Below are 21,731 nucleotides of genomic sequence, written 5' to 3' on the forward strand. Positions count from 1 at the left end.
CTTAGTCCTTAGTCGCTAAACGACGTTGGCTTCTTATTTTCATTGCTCGCCAAATAAGAAGAGAGACAAGAATAATGCCGACAATTGCCGCTAAACCAAGCCATATAGGGTGAGAAGCAAACACATACCAAACCACTTCCCACCAAGGTAAATAACCGACGAAATAAGTATCTCCCACACGCAAGCTATTTACGCCAGACTCTCTGACCAATACTACTGAACCATGCATAGCATCACGCTTACCACTATCACTGATCGCCTCATTTAACAGTTTGTAACCTTGCGTACTATCGGCTAATAATGCGACAACGCTACGCTGTGAAAAGAATGGAGATTGGAAACCAATAATTGCCCCCATCGATCCTTTTGAGGTCAGCGAGATCCGGCTATCAGGACGTTTATCAGTCGGTTGATAACTTGTGTGGCTAAAGATACTGATTTCACGAGAAGGCAGAGTGATTTCACTACGTGCTTTATCAATCAGTACGTTCATCTGTTTATCATTATTTAATGCAGGTGGAATGGTTCCGATAAGTAGTAGATCAGCATCTCTTTTTTGCACTTCATCCAATGAACTGGTTAATGAAACATTGAGTGCCGGATAACCTGTTTGAGCACCTATATTCCCCATTGAAATTAATAGGGTAGATAATTGTGTTGGAGACGGTTGCTGATTAACAAAAATCAAGGTTTCTGACAGATCCGCATAACGGCTAAATGGGAAGCCTGCATGGCTGTAAACCCGTAAGTCAGGCAGTGCAATATAGTGTCGATAATCACCTGTAAAATTAAAGCTAGATAAATCATCAATAGCGACAGCATTTGGTACAGGTTGATAAGTAATACATTGATCTGCTGAGCCCCCAGGAATGGGGTTGGTGTAATCAAAGGCAAATGTAATTTGGTTACGTTCACCCAGTTTTACGGCGGGTATATTCAATAAATTCTTATGCTCAATCCAGCCTTGAATAAGCGGTAAATAAGCGATGACAAGATTATCTTTTTTATCTTTCTCAAGAGGATAAGCTTTAATGAAATGGTCGTTTACTGAGATAGACATACGAGAATCATCTTGAAATGCAGGAGCGGTATAGCGATAACGCAATTGCATTTGTAATCCCGTATTATTAAACATAAATAGATCAGGCGGTAATGTCATATTTAATGTAATAGGATTTGGTTTTAATCCGCGAGATTGCAGCTGGCCTTCATAGTCTTGTAGCGTATTAAAGTAGATAGGTTTATTTAACTGTACCCATTTTGGCGCATCATAAGGTTCACGCGGGATCAATTTTTCTACTTCATTAATTGTGACGATATTCCCTCTGAAGATAACTTGTCCACGGGCTATTCCGTTTACGGCAGTGATCAAATCGTTATCATCACGCCCCATAATAAGAAGTAACTTAATATAAGGATTGGTTGGATGCGTCAGCATTTCGATGGTTGGTTCTTTCACATCGGGATGCTGTTTTAAAAAGGCGGGTTTTTGTGTATTGGTTGCAAAAACAATGCTGTGTTGATTTGGCAAAGTATCATAATAAACAGGGTAATTTTGCTTACGCCAATCAACTTGAGTACCAAACCAAGAAGAGAGGATCGCTGCCGCTTTTTGTTGAGCTAAATTAGGTGACTGGCTGAAAACCATTGGCAGTGTTAATTCTCCAAAATCACGGCTATCAAAAAAGGGTTCAGGGAAGTGCGCTAACTCATTACCTAAACGGAGTGATTGAAAGGTCAGATTGAGTTGACTGCTTTTACTTACATCAAGCCAGAGTGTTGTATTTGCTTGGTTTTCACAAATTTCACGATAATGGCCAATAAAAGAGAGTTTTATATGGTTAAAATCTTGAATAAATAAAGGATCAATAGGTATCGTAATTTGATTTTTCTTACCCAAATCTTCTGGTTTTAAGGTAATAACTCCCATCAATTCATCATTTAAATAGACATTAAGATGAGATTCCACAGGAAGGAGTGACGGAGACGGTGTAAATTCTAAATCAAGAGTGGCTTTAGAAACATATTCATCACTACGGACACCAAATTCTAAATAGCCATCAGGGCTAACACCCGTCAAATGGATCGCGCCATAACTAGGTGCTGTCTCTGCAAATTTTAATATCTTCTGGCGAGCAGAAGGCGTGATATCTGTAGAAGGCAATTGTGTATTTCTAGGTTCTGCTTGAGAAATAACTTCAGGAGCCGCTTCAGTTATTGTAACGGGTGGCTCTGAAATAGTGGTTTGCGCTTCTTGCGTTTCATCTCCATGAACTGAAGAAGTGAGCATAAATAAGGCAAATATGAGAAAACGTTTTTTCATTATTGTTACCCATAATCTTATTGTTTATTAATAAATTCCCAGAAAACTGAGTTTTACCTTCAAGACTGATGAAATATTTGTGAAACATTAACGCGTTGAGGGAGTAACGATGAAAGCCATAGCAAAAAGAGACCGAGTAAGCGGAAAGTAGCGTAAATAAAGTAAGGAGCACGCTTTAACAAGGTGTTATAACCTTGCATACTGATAAAAATAATGTTCTTGAGACTGCTTAAAGGTCTGTCGGTTGGAAGTTCATTTTGCCAATCTGCCCAAGTATCGGCTCGCTCAAAAGTACAAGCAGTAAACTCGATAGCTTTTTGCGTTGTCATTTCAAGGAGTTGTAATCCAATAATTTGCCCATCAATACGTGAAATATTGGCTTTAAAGGCATGTTCACGCTGATTTTGACTGAGTAATAGTGTGATGCTTTCATTTGGAGATAGTGAAAGTTTGACATTGTCAGGCAATAAAATTGCACAGCTATTATCAGAAAAATCATAGAGATAACATCGGTAGAGAGAGCCATTATCTAACAGCAACATGGCAGGAACTTTAACGCGAACACGAGGAAAACGGCGCTGCTGCTTTGTTTCGACAGAAACTGCAATTGCAACACCAAGTAAGATAAGGTTATAACAAACCCATAATAAACACATGGCAACAGCCCATGCTTCATCGGGATCGCCCGTTGCTATGCGCCAAAAAGCAAACAAAATACCTAGCAAGTTCAAGTTGAGAAAGAGTAAGTAAGGGCGGTTAATTCGCCAATCGACAAAGCCTTCTTCCATCACGCCACCTTTGCCAGTCACGTTGAAAGTTCCTTTATGAGGAGAGATAAGGGTACTTAACACTGGACGAGTGGTGTACCACGCTAAAATCGTTTCATAAACCTCACCCCAAAATGAGTGGCGATAAGCGCCTTGTAACTTTGCACTGGCGAGTGAAATGTGGATCAAATACGGCACAACATAGAGAGCGATCGCAATCGCAGGTGCATAAATGATATAGGCATGGAAAATAAGAAACGTTAGTGGTGCGAGTAAGAAAATCATCCGTGGAATGCCAGAAAAAAAGTGCAACATGGCATTTAAGTAACAAAGACGTTGCGACACGCTTAGTCCTTTACCAAACAAGGGATTATCAAGACGGAATATTTGCACCATTCCTCTCGCCCATCGAATACGTTGACCTATATGTGCGGATAATGATTCTGTCGCTAAACCAGCGGCTTGTGGAATGCGAATATAAGCAGATCTCCAGCCATGACGGTGTAAGCGTAATGAGGTATGCGCATCTTCTGTAACAGTTTCAACGGCAATGCCACCAATCTCATCCAATGCAGTACGACGTAAAACTGCGCACGAGCCACAGAAAAACGCTGCATTCCAAGTGTCATTACCATCTTGAACCAACCCATAAAAGAGTGTGCCTTCATTGGGTGTTTCACGAAAGTTACCTAAATTACGTTCAAAAGGATCTGGGGAGAAAAAATGGTGAGGTGTTTGTACCAAAGCTATTTTTTCATCTTTTAAAAACCATCCCATTGTAAATTGTAGAAATGAACGTGTTGGAATATGGTCGCAGTCAAAGATGGCGACAAATTCACCAGAAGCAAGAGTTAAGGCATGATTGATATTACCTGCCTTAGCAAAATCATGTTTTTCTCGTGCGATATAACGAATACCAACTTCTTGAGCAAATGCTTTAAATTCAGGACGGGAGCCATCATCAAGCAGATAAATAGTGAGCTTATCTTTAGGCCAATCTAAATTTAAGCTGGCATAGATTGTGGGTTTAACAACTTGCAGATCTTCGTTATAGGTAGGAATGAAAATATCAACGCTTTGCCATTGTGTAATGTCTTCAGGCATAGAAACAGGTTTTCGATGCAGTGGCCAAATACATTGCATAAAACTAAGGAATAGCACACACCATGCGTAAGTTTCAGCCAGTAAAAGCAGTAAGCCACAAAATAGACTGAAATTATCAATCCAATAAAGGGTTGAATGATAACGCCACCATATGTATCGACATGCAATTGTCAGTGCCAACATAACCATTGCGATAGAAGAAAAACGCCCAGGAATATCGCGGATAGCTAAGGCAACTAGCCAAAGAACAATTACAAAAACGAACTGAAATGTAAGATCAAATGGTTGAGTGATACTGAGTAAAATAAAGAAAATGGCAAAAATAGCGATAATGGAATAGAGAGCATATTGCCAAAAAGGTGTGGTTTTTTCCTTATGTTCAATGATTTCAATCGCGATAGGAGAGACATGAACAAAGAGTTTTTTGTATGTTTTTCGAATATAGAAAATAAATTGTGTGGGTTTTTTAATCAGTAATTGCCCTACATAATGGCAAGCTAGCCAAATGCTTTGTAACAAATAGCGCAAGGGATCAAAAATTTTAGGGCAACGGGGATCAATATGAGGATATAGCTCTCGTTGTTTTCTGGCAATTTTCCGCCAAAAAGGGGATTCCATCCGTAAAAAAAACCACATAATGCCCATAAATAGCTCGCTAACAATAGCTGCGCTACGAGATGCACCGTTATGGCGATAAAACTTGTAGTAACGAATAAGAATATGTTGTGTCACATTCTTTTCGATTTTATTCGTAGCATCGTAAGATGATGGCATTATGACTGTCCTTCTTTCCTCTTAAATAACGAAAAACACCATTGAGCAAGTTGCGATATTTCTTCTACTAACATGCAATTAGCTCGGTAATCATATAAAGGTAAACGTGAGGCACAGGCCTCTAGTGAGGCTTCATCTCGATGAAGAACAACAGGGCATAATGGAAATGGTGTCGTTTGCCAAAATTGATAAAAATCTTGGTGAATTTGGCTGGTGGCACGAAATTGGTTAATTAATACATATTCATTTTCGATAAATGTGTGCTGGTTAAGGCGAATATGACAGTTGCTTTCTGCCATTGATACGGTAAAAAAAATATCCGCTTTTTCTATCCAAGACGCGAAAAGGGTGTCTTGCGTATGCTGTAAATCCATTAAAATAATGGCATCAGGGTGTAGCTGAATAAATGTCGTTAAAAAATGGGTAAGATGTTGTTTTGCTGAGAATGACAATTGTAAGAGCAAGTTATCCTTCATATTAACCAAACCAAAAGGTAACACTTGGTAGTGTGGTCGATAGTAAAAAATACTCTCCTCTATTGGCGTTTCTGCTAATAATGCCTGACTTAATGTGGTACTTTTTTGCTGTGCTGGAAAATAGAAAGACAAAATATTTTCTGTGCAATTATCAATAATCAGCACTTCTTTATTTTGTTGATTAAATTGCCGAGCAAGTGCAATTGCCGTGGATGTTGTACCCACTCCACCTCGGAGTCCTTTTAATACAATAAGTGGCATAGTTAGCCTCATTTAGTCATGTAATGAAATGCATTAAGTAATGGCCAGCGATAAATAAGCATATTATTTCCTTCTTCTTTATTAATATCCTGATAGTGATAGTTATTTAATGAAAATAATTTTTTTAGTTTATCAATGTCCTTATTTAGATTATTTTTTTCTATTTTCATATTTGAGTTAATAAAATTTTCATTTTTCATTTTAATAACCTCTGAATAAAATAGAAATAGATTTCTATCAAAATTAAAATCTTGATAAAATAGTGTCTGATTAATGATTTGTTCTGTTTAATTAAGGTTCTTATTTTAGAATAGGCTTTAAAATACATTATTTCAATTACGTAAAAACACATAAAATAGATATTTATTATCTTATTTCTATAAAAGATGGCTATTGGTTTTCTTTTTTATATTTATATTTTTAAAATTTATTTGTTAAATAATAACGGAAAGGGCTTAGCTACAAAGTAAAGTAAAAAAAAAGAAATGTAGATTAGCTGTTTATAACAATATATTAAATTATTCAAATTCGATGATCATTATTGTATCTTGATTAGTATCATTTTTCATAGAAAAATCATTATATTATATTCTTTTATTGATTAGTTTTGTTTTTATATTGAGGCTCTTGTTTGTTTATTGATAAGTATGTTTATTAATTGTTATTTGGTGTTATTGATGTGTAATTTGTTTTGTGTTTGTTTAGAAATATAAAAATAAGATAACTCTGTGTTTCATTATTTAATGTAAATAAAGCATCATTTTTAAAAATAGGCGCTATTATATAAATAGAACGTTGAGTGTTTTATTTTTAAACTCATCTTAAATAATTTTTCTAGCATTAATTTTTCTTTTATATAAGAGACCGGTATTTTCTGGCGAGATTCTTTTTTTATTTAAGGGTTTTTACTTGGTTTTAAATAAATATTCTCTTATATGTTTATTTAGTAGTTAATTAAATATCAGAAGTAATAAAAAGACAGATGTGAGTAATCATATAACTGTCGAATTGGATTTATTTATACTAAAGAGTAGGAAATTAAAATGAACAAATCTAATACAACCCAGTTCAATTTTTTACATTACTGGCATGGGTTGGGAGCATGGAATTTCTATTTTTTACTAAAGTTTGTTTTGCTTTGGTATGGTTATTTAAATTTTGATGCTTTTAGCAATTTACTTTTTCTTGCCTTTTTATTGTTCCCATTACCAAAAAATATTTGGCATAAAATGCGCAATTGGGTCGCTATCCCAATAGGGATAATACTATTTTACCATGATACTTGGTTACCCAGCTTTTCAACGGTACTTGCCCAAGGTGGGCAACTTAAACAGTTTTCCTTTGATTACCTGGTTGAGTTAACTGTTAACTTTATCAATATCAAAATGATAGGTGTCGCCTTTGTTTTGTTAGTCGGTTACCTTTTTATTGAACAGTGGGTAAGGGTATCTGTTTTTATTATTGCAGGTGTATTGTGGCTAAATATTGGTGGGTTTACTCATATTTCTCAAGGTATGGTGCCTCCTGTTTCAGCGAATACTTTTGTGCAAGAAAGTAACATTAATACTGAAAAAAGCACTGCGGTCGTCAAAGCTCCTGAGGTGTTACCCGCATCAGTCGAACCTCAAGTCCTCCCTGAAGTTGTACCGACTAAAGAGGTAGAAAGTACATCAATTAATACTGTTTATCCACCACAAAAACAGAAGGTTAATAATAAGGTATTGGATGATTGGCTCACACAATTTTATGGTTACGAGAAAAAACGTACGACACCATTTCCTGCGCAGTTAGCAGCCAATGCTCAGCCTTTTGATATCTTGATTATTAATATTTGTTCACTTTCTACCGCTGATGCGGCGGTTGTTGGGCTACAAGAACACCCAATTTGGGGTAACTTTAATGTGTTATTTAGCCACTTTAACAGCGTATCTTCTTATAGTGGTCCTGCATCATTAAGATTATTACGCGCGAGTTGTGGTCAGACTCACCATTCTGATTTATACGATCCCGCAGATACGCAATGCTCGCTGATGGATAATTTATCATCGTTAGGATTTGCCAAGAAATTGGTACTCGACCATAACGGGAAGTTTGGTAATTACCTCAAAGAAGTTCAGCAACTCGGCAATCTTAATATCGCCTTACAAGATCAAGAAAATCTTTCTCATCAAATTACCGCATTTGATGGCACCAAAATTTACAACGATAAGGAAACATTACAACGTTGGTTGAAAGCGCGTGAACAGTCTAACGAAGACCGCACTGTGACCTTTGTGAACTTGGTATCACTACATGATGGTAACCGTTATGTAGGAGAAAATAGTACTGCTGATTATGGCAAACGTGCCTCCACATTACTTGATAATTTAGATAGCTTTATGGATGAACTAGATAAAAAAGGAAGAAAAGTGATGGTGGTGATTGTGCCTGAGCATGGTGCGGCTTTACAAGGTGATAAGACGCAAATGTCAGGGTTAAGAGATATTCCAAGCCAAAGTATTACTACCGTACCTGTTGGTATTCGTTTCACTGGAATAAAAGAGCAAGCATCATTTAACCCTCCGGTGATTGTTGATGAACCAAGCAGCTATTTAGCTATCTCTGAGTTTATTTCTCGTAATGTGAATGGGGATGTTTTTAACCAATCTGCTATTGATTGGGATGCATTAGCCAGTGAACTTCCTCAAACTGCCAATGTTGCAGAAAACCAAGCTACGGTTGTGGTTGATTATCAAGGGCAGTCTTATATCAAGTTAAATGGAGGAGAGTGGATTAATTATCCTAACTAACTTTTTATCGCTTTTTATAAAAAAAGCGTTTCATCATAAATCTATGTTCTCGTTTTCTCTTATTGAGATCCCCGTATGATTGCGGGGTTTTTTATGGGTTTTATAAACAGAAGCCATAAAAAAACCACATCTATAAAGATGTGGTCTTATTTAAAATCAATAACATGATGTTATTGGCAAGAGACTTATTTTAAGCCTGCCGCTTCACGTAAGATTTCAGCTTTATCTGTTGCTTCCCAAGGGAATTCAGGACGACCAAAGTGACCGTAAGCAGCCGTTTTTTGGTAGATTGGGTGCAGTAAATCTAACATTTGAATTAATCCGTAAGGACGTAAGTCAAAGAATTCACGCACTAACAGGATCAGTTGTGCTGTTGGGACTTTTTCAGTACCAAATGTTTCTACCATAATGGATGTTGGCTCTGCCACACCGATTGCGTAAGAAACTTGGATTTCACAACGATCTGCTAAACCTGCTGCCACGATGTTTTTAGCAACGTAACGTGCAGCATAAGCTGCTGAACGGTCAACTTTCGATGGATCTTTACCAGAGAAAGCGCCACCGCCGTGACGAGCCATACCGCCGTAAGTATCGACAATGATTTTACGACCGGTTAAACCACAGTCACCCATTGGCCCACCGATAACAAAACGACCTGTTGGGTTGATGAAATATTTAGTTTGCTCATTTAACCATTCTGCTGGCAGAACAGGTTTAATGATCTCTTCCATCACTGCTTCATGCAGATCTTTTTGTGAAATATCTTCAGAATGCTGAGTTGATAATACAACTGCATCAATACCAACAACTTTATTGTTGTCATATTGGAAGGTAATTTGGCTTTTTGCATCAGGGCGTAACCAAGATAAAGTACCACTTTTGCGGACTTGTGCTTGGCGTTGAACTAAGCGATGAGCATAAGTAATTGGAGCAGGCATTAATACATCAGTTTCGTTGGTTGCATAACCAAACATTAAACCTTGGTCGCCAGCGCCTTGTTCTAATGGATTTGCACGGTCAACACCTTGGTTGATATCAGGAGATTGTTTACCAATCGCACTGATAACTGCGCAGGAATTAGCATCAAAGCCCATCTCGGAACTGGTATAGCCGATTTCACGAACAGTGTTACGTGTAATTTCTTCGATATCGACCCAAGCTTTGGTGGTAATTTCTCCGCCTACCATAACCATGCCTGTCTTAACGTAAGTTTCGCAGGCAACGCGTGCTTTTGGATCTTGTTCTAAAATTGCATCCAGAACGGCATCAGAAATTTGATCCGCGATTTTATCTGGATGACCTTCTGAGACTGATTCAGAAGTAAAAAGGTGTGTAGTCATTATATCTCGTTACCTTAATACAAACGGTTTAAGGATGGATGTTTTAACATCTAGACGTCCATTTTATGACTCTTCTCTCTTTAATTCCAGCTTTTTTTAATCAAATATAGGGATAAAGCAGAATCAAACAGTTAATCTTATTTTTTGTTGTCCACTATTTTTGTGTTGAGAAAATAGGGAGTAGAGAAAAAAAAGTTTTTTGTACTTTTTGCTTTGCATTTTTAACTAAGTAAAGGTATAAACTCGCGGTTACTGTGAAATCTGAACACAGTGTAAACCGCAGGATTTCTGATCCTGTTTCTCTGTTAGGGAAATGGCTTACGGGTTTAAGCCATGTGTGGAGTGAATGGGTAATGTTCCATTGTCTACAGGTTAGTCTTTTCAAAAACCAAAACAGTACTCACCAATACTATACACGTAGTATATCTAGAGTAATTTCCTCTTTGAGCTCTTTCTCTTTAGAGCGAAGTTGTCTGTTACTTGCCAATAGGTGATTGTGTTAACTCGTTATAGGTTAACTCAAGAACTTTCTACTATTATGTCCTGCGTATAGCTGGATAATCATATAAAAATATATAGTGAGCCATTACTTCCAACTGTTATTTATCAGTCGTTTCAGATTTTTGTCAGATAATTGACTACTATGGTGACAGGCAAGGTATAAACTCATACTCCCTAAGGAGAATGTCATGAATGATAACATCGCTCGTAAGATGCAGCAGACCTATAACATTGCATATTGGGGGGGCGGTTACTATTTAGCGAATAATCGGGGAAATATTAGTGTTTGCCCTAATCCTGATGTTCCTGATGCTACTTTTGATTTAACCGAATTGGTTAAACGAGTTCAAGAAGAGCAACCAAACCTGCGTTTACCTGCACTTTTTTGCTTTCCACAAATACTACAACATCGTTTACGTTCGATTAATGCCGCGTTTCATCGCGCGCGTGAATCCTATGGTTATAAAGGTGACTATTTTTTAGTTTATCCAATTAAAGTTAACCAACAACGTCGTGTGATTGAGTCATTAGTGAATGCAGGAGAGCCTTTAGGTTTAGAGGCTGGCTCTAAAGCGGAATTAATGGCAGTACTTGCTCATGCCAATATGACAAGCTCTGTGATTGTTTGTAATGGTTATAAAGACCGTGAGTATATTCGCTTAGCACTCACAGGTGAAAAACTTGGGCATAAAGTTTTCTTAGTCATTGAGAAAATGTCTGAGATTAAAATGGTTCTTGAAGAAGCTGAACGTTTAGAAGTTATTCCACGTTTAGGCGTTCGCGCTCGTCTTGCTTCTCAAGGATCAGGCAAATGGCAGGCAAGTGGTGGTGAAAAATCAAAATTTGGTTTAGCTGCGACACAAGTTCTGCAATTAATTGATATGTTACGCCAAGCTGACCGCTTAGATAGCCTGCAATTACTGCATTTCCATTTGGGATCACAAATGGCGAATATCCGTGATATCGCAACGGGTGTTCGTGAATCTGCACGCTTCTATGTTGAACTGCACAAATTGGGCGTAAATATTCAGTATTTCGATGTGGGTGGTGGTTTAGGTGTGGACTATGAAGGTACACGCTCACAATCTGATTGCTCTGTTAACTATGGCCTTAATGAATACGCGAATAACGTTATTTGGGCGATTGGTGACGCATGTGATGAAAATGATTTACCACATCCAACTGTTATTACTGAATCAGGTCGTGCATTAACGGCACACCATACCGTATTAATTTCTAATGTGATTGGCGTTGAGCGTAATGAATTTACGGCAATTACACCACCTGAAGATGATGCTGCAAGACCGATTGCAAGTCTTTGGGAAACATGGGAAGAGATGCAAACTAAGGGGCATAGCCGTTCATTACGTGAATGGTTACACGATAGCCAATTAGACTTACACGATGTGCATACTCAATATGTTCACGGCATGTTAAGCCTGACAGAGCGTGCATGGGCAGAAGAGCTGTATTTGAATATCTGTCGTCGTATTCAGTATGATTTAGATCCAAGTAATCGCGCTCACCGTCCTATTATTGATGAGTTACAAGAACGTATGTCAGATAAGTTCTATGTTAACTTTTCTTTGTTCCAATCTTTACCTGATGCATGGGGTATCGACCAGTTATTCCCTGTATTACCTATTGAAGGGCTAGATAAACCTCTTGATCGTCGCGCAGTGTTACTCGATATTACTTGTGACTCAGATGGTATTATTGACCATTATGTTGATGGTGATGGTGTTGAAACAACAATGCCAATGCCCGCTTATGATCCTGAATATCCACCCATGATCGGTTTCTTTATGGTAGGGGCATATCAGGAAATTTTAGGCAATATGCATAACTTATTTGGTGATACGGCAGCTGTTGACGTTTACCTTGATGAGAAAGGTAACCTGACTTACGAGCAAAGTGAAGAGGGTGATACGGTTGCCGATATGCTCCAGTACGTTAAGTTAAATCCTACCGTGCTGTTAGATCGTTTCCGTACTCAAGTAAAAAATGCACAGTTAGATGAAGCGTTACAAGAGCAATTCCTGACTGAATTTGAAAGTGGTTTATACGGTTATACGTATCTGGAAGAAGAAGAGTAATTCTTCACTTTCCAATGCAAGAGTGATGTTATTAAACATCACTCTTTATCTATCATATTGATTGTATGTTGCTTATTTTAAATAAGTAACAGAGGTAATAGCATGAAAAATAGTACGTTAGGTAATGAGACTGATAATTCATTGATCTCTAATGCATTTGGTTTTTTACGTTTTCCACTGAATTTTCAGCCTTACAGCAGTGATGCAGATTGGGTTATTACGGGTGTGCCTTTTGATATGGCAACATCAGGTCGTGCAGGAACTCGTCACGGACCGGGCGCTATTCGTCAAATCTCAACGAATTTAGCGTGGGAAGGTAACCGCTGGCCGTGGGATTTCGATATGCGTGAACGTTTAAGCGTCGTCGATTGTGGTGACTTAGTTTTTAACTTCGGTGATGCACAAGATATGAGCGATAAATTACAAGCTCATACAGAGAAATTATTAGCGGCAGGTAAAAAATGTTTAACGTTTGGTGGTGACCATTTTGTCACATTACCGTTATTACGTGCCCATGCAAAACACTTTGGTAAAATGGCATTAGTTCATTTTGATGCACATACCGATACTTATGGTAATGGTAGTAAATTTGACCACGGTACAATGTTCTTCCATGCACCAAATGAAGGATTAATCGATCCTAACCACTCTGTTCAAATTGGTATTCGTACTGATCATGACAGTAATAATGGTTTCACTGTATTGGATGCAGCGCAAGTTAACGATCGTGGTGTGGCTGATCTTGTAGATCAGATCAAAGGTATTGTTGGCGATTTACCTGTTTATCTCACTTTTGATATTGACTGTCTTGATCCTGCGTTTGCACCAGGAACAGGAACACCCGTTGTCGGTGGATTAACAACAGATAAAGCGCTGAAGATCTTACGTGCATTGCAACCGTTAAATATTGTCGGTATGGATGTAGTTGAAGTTTCTCCAGCTTACGATCAATCTGATATTACTGCGCTTGCAGGGGCAACAATTGCACTTGATATGCTTTATTTGCAGGCAGCTAAAAAATAACTTCGCTTGATGTCTATTAAATAAAAAATAGCTTCATAATATGAAGCTATTTTTTTATAAAATAACTATTCTTGTTCTTACTCGTTTTATTATAATTATACATCTTATTTTAATGTGTGTTATTTTTTATATTTACATTAATGAAATAATGCAATTATTTTTCAGATAAATAAATTATTTAAATGGAAAATATAAAATGGAAGAAAATAAATTATTAATAGATAATGATGAATCATATCGATTTACACTCATAAAAGCAGAGACAGATATCTTAAAAAAAGTAAGAAATGATAAAATAAATGCATATTATTCATTAAATGATAAAAGAAAGAACACTAACGAAAATGTCATTATTCTTCTGAGTGAAGCAGATGAAATAGAAAAAAACTATCTTAGATATGTAGATGAATATCATGCGGCTGGATATGATTTATTTATTGTTGATGTATCAAAAAACAAAAATGCAGGTTCTGATTTATTAGAACATCTTTGGTTACAGCATAGAGGGCAATTACCTCAAAATATTTTCATTCATGGAAATAACGATCAAAGAGAAAATGCGCTTTTATTATATGCAAATAATATTGCCAAGAATAATGAAATAAAAGGCATTATATTAAGTAGTTATCTTCCTAAAAATGAATTTATTTTTCCATCAGATTTAGAAATAAATACAAATATTTATTTCTCTTATGAAAATCCTGACGAGGACTATAACAATAATCTCATCTATAATGAATTATTAAGTAAAAATAAAAAAGTAAAAAAAATCAGCTTCACAAATAGAGAAGAATATAATAGCTTTTCAGAATTAAACAAAAAAGAAAATAATAAGATATTAAATTCATTAGGTTATAATAATCATAGAAAAAAGGAGTTAAACGAAGTAAAAATAGGTATGCCAATTAAAGATCAAGCGATATTTTCTCAGATAGCAGAAGAAAAAGGGCTTATTATTGGTGTAAGACCGATCGATACTAACTCAACTTCATTAATTTCATCGGGAGAATATAGTAGTAAGAGTTTAGCTATCAAGGCGAAAAGTTCTGATTGGGGACCTATGGCTGGTTTTATTCCTGTCGATCAATCACTGGCTAAAGCATCGGCACAAAAAGATCTATTGAAATATAAGGACGCAGTAGCAGATGCAATAAAAACAGGCGTTGCATCTGTGAGTGAGCTTTATCTTTCTACCGAAAGAGTGGACGAATTGATGGAGAGCAAGGTGATCAATTATCCTTATGATAAAGATTCACCTTTAATTTTTGAAGTCATACACAATAATAAAACACATGAGTTCTTTTTAGAACTACAAATAATAGAAGGAAAACAGTATTATTTAGTTCAACACCATAATCGACTTGAAGTAGAACCTGTATTGGTGATAGCTGATCCTATATCAAATAAACCGATGATTGCAGATTATGATCTATTTACGGTGATTTATCCTTATAGCCATTTAGGAACAAATACACGGGTTAATATGCCTGTATCTTGGGAGGAATGGAAACAAAGTGTGAATTACTCTGAACTCACTGATAAGCAAAAAATATTGTACAATAATCAATTATTATATGAAAAAAATGAAGGACATCAATTAGGGTTTATTAGTCAGCAAATAAAAGAACTAAAAAATGAACTAAACACAGCATTGGGGCGATCAATAGGGATGGAAATAGTCCATCATGGTGCCGATGATGCTAATCCCTTTGCAGTAATTCATGATAATTTTCCTGCCACTTTTTTTGTTCCTAAATCACTATTTGATAAATCTCTTAATTCAAAAAATCAAACATTACATGATTTATTTTATATTAATAATAATGGCACTGTTGTATTACAATCACCAGATGAACTTTCAAAGTTTCAGCAATTTATGATTGATTTAGGTTATATTGCGCCTTTAAATGAAAAATGGAACGATGGGATCAATGATAATTATTTTACAAATAAACGAAAGATCTCAGCCTCATTTATTGATACAAAAAATGAAGTAGGACGAAAGTTAAGCATAGATAAAAAAGATAAATATACGTTAGAACATGAAGCTTCACTTAATAAGTTTAATGAAGGTTCTTATGTTAAAAATAATACAATTTCGTCTAAAATAGAACTCAATAATAATGCTAGGAATGAAATAACTTTATTATCATCAGAATATAATCGTAAAAATGATCTTTTAAATAAGATGACTAATAAAAATCATCTTCTATCTACAAAAGAGAGAATCGAATTTTATTCTAAAATAAGAGATATACAATGGTTTAAAAAAGTAGGTTATCAATTACTTGAGTCATTGATTAAGACAGATGGACTTTTTTTGAATAGAACGAATGAAACTAGTTTAATTAGTGTCTTTTCTTTATTATCTAAATATTCTGATATTGATACACCAATATATAAATCATTTACTGTTAAAAATAGTGATGTTTTAAAAAATAATTATGAAAAAGGAAATTTGCTCGCTTTTGATGGTATTTTTCATGGCTTTAGTAATATTGAAAAAGTAAAGAAAACATCGTCTGATAATGTGTATGTTTCTATTGTTGGAAAGCACCGAGCTAAACCATTAACAAGTCTTCATTCAGGTAGTTCAGAAAGAGCAATTATTGCACCGGGAACACATCTTCGTGTAATAAAAAATAAAATTATCAATAATAAAAATTACGTTGTATTAGAAATTGCTAATGAAATAAATTATCAAGAGCCCGTTTTTGATTTATATGACGGAGAATTAAAAGGCATTGGTATTGATAAGAATAGAACGACATTTAACGAAAAAACGGAAAGAAAGATAAATTCTTTCCAGCTGAATAATATTTTTGGAGCTTGGTGTGGTGAATCACTAGGATCAGTCACTATTAAAAATGTGATAGATAAAATTATCGAAGGCAAAATTTCAGTTGAATATGCAATACATAAATACTTTAAAGAAATTTCAGAGGTTTTCTCTATTGATAATAGCACCTTATTATCCAATAAGTTATATATTGCTCTTTATGATCCATTAATGAGTAAAGCGTTTAATCAGTATGTGAATGAAAATATAACCTTAGAAGCATGGAAAAACAGCTATGATTTTAACTATTTAAACGATACTATAACTGATAATTTAAATAGAATTAAATTATTAATAAATAATATTTATGATGTACCAAAATCGATTGATTATTTAAGTGACGCATCAATTGATTTACTCTCTCATTATTTTAATGAATCTAATAAAAATAAATTGACGGTTGATTTGTTGAAAATAGCTTTAAATGAACAAGAGTATAATATTGCTATTAATGATGTTGATTATTTAATCTCATTAAATAGTAATAAAGATATTTTATCATCATTTGGTATAAACGAAGTACGAGCATTAAGTCAAAAAAGATCACATGAGAATAAATCAACTGATAATTTATTTGAATTAAGCTTAGGGCTTAATAATAGTGAAATTGTAGAGGATAAAATAAAAATCCATGATATCGAAGTAGACAAAAGACTACTTATCAGCTTAGGTGCGAAAATTAATAATAAAAAAATAGAGCATACGGATATTTTTGAAAAAAATCATGATTATTCTAATTTTACATTCGATGCGGATAAGCTAAATGATTATTTCTTATTTGCTTCGGGAACAGATAATGATAAAACAGCTATTTCTATTATTAGAAGTTTATTAAATAATAAAGAAGAGAATATAAAAAAATTAATTTCAATTAATGCTGAGCGTATTGATTATCTTGCAAGTTATGAACGATTAGTTAAAATTTTAGAATTAGAAAAAGTCCCATTTGATGAGCATTATTGGGAGAGCATCAGAAAACCTTCATTAAAAATACCTAGACATATGAAAATATTGAGTAAGGTAGGTTATGCTAATATTGGTTATTCCATGTGGCAGTCTGTTAATAATACTTTTTCTTTAGCAGAACAACTCAATAACCCAAATATATCTTTACAACAACGAAAAGAAATCATTACTGACTTGTCCTTAATGTGGTCTGAAATGGCATTTAATGGGGTTTCTGAAATAATTGAAATTGCAATAGCAAAAGGATTATTGCGATATCGACACAACCCTTTGGAATATGTGAGTAAGATAAGCACGCGAGTAGGGATTGCGCTTAATGTGCTTTCAGTTGGATTTGATATTTATCATGCTTATGATAATTTCAGCCGTATTTCAGGTGAGACTGATGAAAAGAGAAAAATTGATTATATCGTTAATGGTTCATTCGCGATTGTTTCAGGGCTTGTTACTGTAGGCATTTCTATAGCTATACTTGCAGGTTCAACAATTGCAGGACCTATTGGTATTGTCGCGAGTACTTTGATTGCATTGGCAACTTCAATTTATAATGCAGTAAGATTAATTGAAGAGGCAAAAAAACAAGTCAATTTTACACCTATGGAGGAATTAAATAATGGTTTTCATGCCTTTCTTATGGGCGATATTATGCCAGATAAGAAAAATGAGATAATATATTTAGACACCGAAAATCAACTTGAAGAGATGATTGATAAAAAAGCGTTAACTCATTATGAAGAAATAAAAGAACAGAGCCCAAATAGTAGCTATTTTTATACAAATGAAAAACAGATTTATCAAGAACATTATTATTATAAAGTTATTTCTACATTAATAGAAGAAACAGTCGATTCTATTTTAATACCTTCAAAAGATTTTATTTCTCAGCGAATAGCACAAAATATGAGCCAAAAAGAAGCTGAAGAAATGTCAGTGCTTCATCCTAATCTGCGTGCGAAAAAAACAGCCTATAAATATTATTTACCTAAAGAAGCGATTGCCACAGATGAAAAACTTATTTTTGATATGGATTTTTATATTAATGAGTTAAACCGATATACAATAAAAATTGCTTCTGACGACGAAGATGCTATTTTTGGCGAGATAGTGGATGAAGATTTTTTTAAGAATAGTAAAACGACTAAAGAATATGTGATTAATAAATTAGGAGAAAGTAAATTAGAGAATGGATTAATAAAAACTAATAATATTGAAAAATACTATACTTCGGATTGGCATGAAAATGCAGTGCTTTATTTTAACACACATAATGGTAATGATATTATTGCAGCACCCTCAATAACTCAAAATACATTCGATATTTATAATGGCACTAAGCGATTAAGTGGTGGTGAAAAAGATGATGTATTTAATGTCTTTACATCAGAGTCACCTTATTATGCGAGTCGTTTTTATGGTAGAGAAGGAAATGATACACTTCGCCTGATAAAAACTACAGGTAAATACACGGGTTATAAAGTCGATTTACAACATAATTACGTTAAATTTCAAAACTCAGAAGATAAAACTAATAGCCAAAGTTTTCATTCAAAACTTTATCTTTATCAAAGTGAAGGGCGTTTTTATTCGAAAAAACTTATTGATACAATGCCTAATATAGAGTTACAAGATCAGCAAGTCATTGCGTATTTAGACAGTATTGAAAATGTTATTGGCAGTGAAACAGGTGATGATTATATTTTGGGTAATGAAGAGGATAATTATTTAAATGGTGCTGGTAGTGTTGATCATTTATATGGTAAAGGGGGAAATGATACACTTGTATTAAATGAAGGTTATGCTGAAGGGGGGGAGGGCAATGATAGCTATGTTATTTTACGTTCTTCTTTAGAACAGAGTTATAATAAATTATTTGAAACTATAATTAATGAAACTAATAATTTCGGATCTAGTGTTGTAAGGTTTAATTATTGTTTTGATGAGATAACATCAATAAAACGTAATAAAAAAGATATTATTTTTGATTTTAAAATTAATAATGAAAATCAGGAGGGAAAATATATTTATCATTCTGTGACATTGAAAAATGTTTATGATGATTCAGTAAATAATACGCATTCACATCGTTATACATTAATAACTCAAGATGGTTTTACACTCACGTTGGATGAAAGTACTAAAGATAAGGTATTATACAAGTTTAGTTATTTAGAAAAATATAATGAATCAAAATTAGCAATTAAAGATTTTTATATTAATGAGTATGATAATTTAGTTGTGACTGCTTTTAAAAGTCAGAGTCGAAATATAAAATTATTGCCAGAGTTTAAATATAGTGGTTTCTCATCTGGAACAAATTTACGATTTGGTATTCACGGGAATAACCAAAATAATCATTATTTTGGTATTGAGGCTAACTCATACATTAAATTAAGTCAGGGAAATGACAGTTATCAAATAAAAACATTTTTAACAAACAATAACAATGAAAGGGTAAATATCTCACTATCTGACTATATCGATAAACTAACTGATGCTGATGTGAGCCATTTCTTTTTAACAGATATAAGTGGTTTTGATTTAACATTTAAAGATGGCCTTTTATCTCATCGCTATCTTCCTGATGATTATTTAACGCTATCTTTCGATTCAGAGCTATTAAATAAAATCGTCGATACAAACGTGAGTATTCGATTAATAGATAAAGATAATATTGTTTTTACATTACCAACTAAAGATAGCTATTCAAATTTGCTAATGCCTGTAGTTAATTTGAATTTAAATATAAGTAATAATGATGATTTATTAGTGATCCCTGAATCACTTATTTTAAATAAAGAAGCATTATCTGCCTATGGTGTTAATTCAGTAGTGCCTTATTCAACTCCATTATCAGCAGCACTTGCAGATAAACCGAAAGAACTCATTGATTTATTGCCTATTATTGAACTGAATGATGGGAATGATATTATTATTAATCATAATAATATAAGCTCAGTTATTGATGGTGGGAAAGGTGATGATAATATTCTTGTCAATAAAGGGCATCATATTTTAATTGCTGGAGAAGGTAATGATCGCTTGAGCGGAGGTGAAGGCAACGATCTGTTAATTTCTCAATTTGGTCATGATTATCTGAGTGGGGGTGAAGGTAACAATGTATATGTGGTGCAAAAACGGCAAAGTCATGTGACTGTTTATGATGAAGGAAAAAACAGTCATATTTTTGTGACTGGATTGACGGAAAATGAAACATTGATTTCATCTCAAGTGGGTAATAATACACAGTATCAAACTGAAGATAAGCAATTTACGCTAACTGTAAAAATGGCAGCAAATGAGGTGAATGAAAAAGAACAGAAACCTGTTATTTCGATGACTGAAACATCCTCAGAGCTATCATTACAAGGGGTGGCAAATATTATCCAAGATATGGCAATATTCAATCAGCAACAATTTACTGTCGTAAACAATCATGAAACTATGTCGTTATCGACATGGTCGCCTTTGGCATTAGTGGAAAAACAGTTGTGATTTTTTTTAATCATTGAGATGCCATAACTTAAAAAAACAGCTCCAATTTGATTTGGGGCTGTTTCACAGATAACAAATATCTTAACTACGATAACGTTAAAGCTGAAAATAACGAGCAAGCAGTGGAGCGGTAAAATTCTTTTTTAAATAAAAGCCTCTGGGTAATGTCATAATACGTTGTCCATTTTCACCAATGGCTTCGGTTAATGCTTTGCTGTTAGCTGCTTTAGGACGGATTTGTAAGACTTGTCCGTGGCGTGCGGTAATGCTTTCTACTTTACCCAACACAATCATATCCATTAGCTCTTCCCAATCATGACGTAATAATTCTTCTTCCGTCCTATTAGGGCTCCAAAGTAATGGAGAAGCGACGCGACGTTGTGCTAATGGTATTTCCCTTTCTCCTTCAACAGGCACCCATAATACTTTTGAGAGTTTACGTTTTACATGGCTATTTTCCCATGTAATACCGCTGTTTCCGGTTAATGCTGCGACACAGACAAAAGTCGTTTCCAAAGGCATACCTAATCTATCAATTGGAATTGTTTTGAGTTCAATGCCCAACTCACTGAAGTCTTGCTCAGGTTTGCTACCTGCACTTGCACCTAAATAATATTCCAACAACATACCTACCCAGCCTTTATCTCTTTTAAGATCAATTGGGATAGGAAGTTGTGCAAAAGAGGCAAGTTCACCAAAAGTATAACCTGCAAGCGCTTTTGCTCGTTCGAATAAAACTTGCTCATTTTCGGGCGCTACTGGTGGCGTAAACATAGTTATTATCTTCTTGTATAAATAATAGACAGAAAAAACAGGTTATTGATAACGTATTTAGCTTTATTTCATTTAAATCATAATAGCATGATATATCATCATTTTTTTGAGTTAACTCGCCAATTGAAATTTATAATTCTAAGTTGTGCACGGTTATCCTGAAATCATAAACAGGCTTTTGCACTAGGTTATCCACAGCTTTATGG

General features: G+C 34.7%; 10 protein-coding genes. 4 read left to right on the forward strand and 6 right to left on the reverse strand.

The genetic code is table 11. From position 1 onward, the window contains the following. Nucleotide 1: 1 nt before the first annotated feature. The 4 genes from bcsB to bcsR are packed head-to-tail and all read right to left on the reverse strand — an operon-like array spanning nt 2 to nt 5,905. Entirely contained in the window at nt 2-2,323 is a 2,322-nt protein-coding gene (bcsB, locus tag ACNARN_RS08195) for a cellulose biosynthesis cyclic di-GMP-binding regulatory protein BcsB (protein WP_416304331.1), read from the reverse strand. Between the two features lie 59 nt (nt 2,324-2,382). Then, nucleotides 2,383-4,968: a UDP-forming cellulose synthase catalytic subunit gene (gene bcsA / locus ACNARN_RS08200; protein WP_416304332.1), complete on the reverse strand. Its 2,586-nt coding sequence runs from the start codon at nt 4,966-4,968 to the stop codon at nt 2,383-2,385. Further along, a complete protein-coding gene (locus tag ACNARN_RS08205; protein WP_196533366.1) occupies nt 4,968-5,705 on the reverse strand; it encodes a cellulose synthase operon protein YhjQ/BcsQ in 738 nt (245 codons plus the stop codon). The genes bcsA and ACNARN_RS08205 overlap by 1 nt, the downstream gene beginning before the upstream one ends. A gap of 8 nt (nt 5,706-5,713) precedes the next feature. Continuing rightward, nucleotides 5,714-5,905, reverse strand: a complete 192-nt coding sequence (bcsR, locus tag ACNARN_RS08210) for a cellulose biosynthesis protein BcsR (protein WP_109371180.1) — start codon at nt 5,903-5,905, stop codon at nt 5,714-5,716. An 843-nt stretch (nt 5,906-6,748) separates the two neighbouring features. Between bcsR and bcsG the strand changes: the two genes are divergently transcribed. Further along, nucleotides 6,749-8,494 (forward strand): cellulose biosynthesis protein BcsG, encoded by a 1,746-nt coding sequence (gene bcsG, locus ACNARN_RS08215; RefSeq protein WP_198632524.1) that lies wholly within the window; start codon nt 6,749-6,751, stop codon nt 8,492-8,494. A gap of 185 nt (nt 8,495-8,679) precedes the next feature. Here bcsG and metK read toward each other — a convergent pair whose 3' ends face one another. After that, nucleotides 8,680-9,834 carry a methionine adenosyltransferase gene (metK, locus tag ACNARN_RS08220; protein ID WP_198620922.1) on the reverse strand — a complete coding sequence of 385 codons (1,155 nt, stop codon included), beginning with the start codon at nt 9,832-9,834 and terminating at the stop codon, nt 8,680-8,682. 689 nt (nt 9,835-10,523) lie between these two features. On the opposite strand from metK, the gene speA reads away from it, so the two are divergent. The 3 genes from speA (at nt 10,524) to ACNARN_RS08235 (ending at nt 20,751) form a co-directional block, all read left to right on the forward strand. Further along, the gene (gene speA, locus ACNARN_RS08225; protein WP_198620923.1) at nt 10,524-12,431 is read left to right on the forward strand and encodes a biosynthetic arginine decarboxylase; all 1,908 of its coding nucleotides are present in this window, start codon (nt 10,524-10,526) and stop codon (nt 12,429-12,431) included. A gap of 102 nt (nt 12,432-12,533) precedes the next feature. Further along, entirely contained in the window at nt 12,534-13,454 is a 921-nt protein-coding gene (gene speB / locus ACNARN_RS08230; RefSeq protein WP_198625864.1) for an agmatinase, read from the forward strand. A 196-nt stretch (nt 13,455-13,650) separates the two neighbouring features. Further along, on the forward strand, nt 13,651-20,751 hold the full coding sequence (locus ACNARN_RS08235; protein WP_416304333.1) for an anthrax toxin-like adenylyl cyclase domain-containing protein: 7,101 nt from the start codon (nt 13,651-13,653) through the stop codon (nt 20,749-20,751). 96 nt (nt 20,752-20,847) lie between these two features. Here ACNARN_RS08235 and mutH read toward each other — a convergent pair whose 3' ends face one another. Next, nucleotides 20,848-21,525 (reverse strand): DNA mismatch repair endonuclease MutH, encoded by a 678-nt coding sequence (mutH, locus tag ACNARN_RS08240; RefSeq protein ID WP_198620926.1) that lies wholly within the window; start codon nt 21,523-21,525, stop codon nt 20,848-20,850. Between the last annotated feature and the right edge of the window lie 206 nt (nt 21,526-21,731).

Origin of the sequence: Proteus sp. TSJ240517 (assembly GCF_047921575.1) — a bacterium.
In the GTDB taxonomy this organism is placed as follows: domain Bacteria; phylum Pseudomonadota; class Gammaproteobacteria; order Enterobacterales; family Enterobacteriaceae; genus Proteus.

Excerpts from the sequence above, each read along its gene's own strand:
- mutH (WP_198620926.1), bottom strand. The coding sequence starts at position 21,525 with ATGTTTACGCCACCAGTAGCGCCCGAAAATGAGCAAGTTTTATTCGAA.
- bcsA (WP_416304332.1), bottom strand. The coding sequence starts at position 4,968 with ATGCCATCATCTTACGATGCTACGAATAAAATCGAAAAGAATGTGACA.
- metK (WP_198620922.1), bottom strand. The coding sequence starts at position 9,834 with ATGACTACACACCTTTTTACTTCTGAATCAGTCTCAGAAGGTCATCCA.
- speB (WP_198625864.1), top strand. The coding sequence starts at position 12,534 with ATGAAAAATAGTACGTTAGGTAATGAGACTGATAATTCATTGATCTCT.
- bcsR (WP_109371180.1), bottom strand. The coding sequence starts at position 5,905 with ATGAAAAATGAAAATTTTATTAACTCAAATATGAAAATAGAAAAAAAT.
- ACNARN_RS08235 (WP_416304333.1), top strand. The coding sequence starts at position 13,651 with ATGGAAGAAAATAAATTATTAATAGATAATGATGAATCATATCGATTT.
- ACNARN_RS08205 (WP_196533366.1), bottom strand. The coding sequence starts at position 5,705 with ATGCCACTTATTGTATTAAAAGGACTCCGAGGTGGAGTGGGTACAACA.
- speA (WP_198620923.1), top strand. The coding sequence starts at position 10,524 with ATGAATGATAACATCGCTCGTAAGATGCAGCAGACCTATAACATTGCA.
- bcsG (WP_198632524.1), top strand. The coding sequence starts at position 6,749 with ATGAACAAATCTAATACAACCCAGTTCAATTTTTTACATTACTGGCAT.
- bcsB (WP_416304331.1), bottom strand. The coding sequence starts at position 2,323 with ATGAAAAAACGTTTTCTCATATTTGCCTTATTTATGCTCACTTCTTCA.